The organism is Rhizobium sullae, from assembly GCF_900169785.1.
GTDB lineage: Bacteria > Pseudomonadota > Alphaproteobacteria > Rhizobiales > Rhizobiaceae > Rhizobium > Rhizobium sullae.
The window spans coordinates 1-223 of the sequence record NZ_FWER01000255.1; the positions used below are offsets into that span (position 1 = coordinate 1).

General features: G+C 62.3%; 1 protein-coding gene. It reads left to right on the forward strand.

The window, feature by feature from the left end; translation table 11 throughout:
- A partial coding sequence (locus tag BN1800_RS40045; RefSeq protein ID WP_143534293.1) for an aminotransferase class I/II-fold pyridoxal phosphate-dependent enzyme occupies window positions 1-223 on the forward strand: 223 nt, incomplete at both ends.

The window sequence follows — 223 nt, forward strand, 5'->3', positions numbered from 1 at the left end:
GCCGATCCGAAGGCGCCGAAGCTGATCGCGTTTGAATCCGTCTATTCGATGGATGGCGATATCGCGCCGATCAAGGAGATCTGTGATCTCGCCGACAAGTATGGCGCCATGACCTATCTCGACGAAGTCCATGCCGTCGGCATGTACGGCCGGCGCGGCGGCGGCATTGCCGAGCGCGAAGGGCTGATGGACCGGCTGACGGTGATCGAAGGCACGCTCGGCA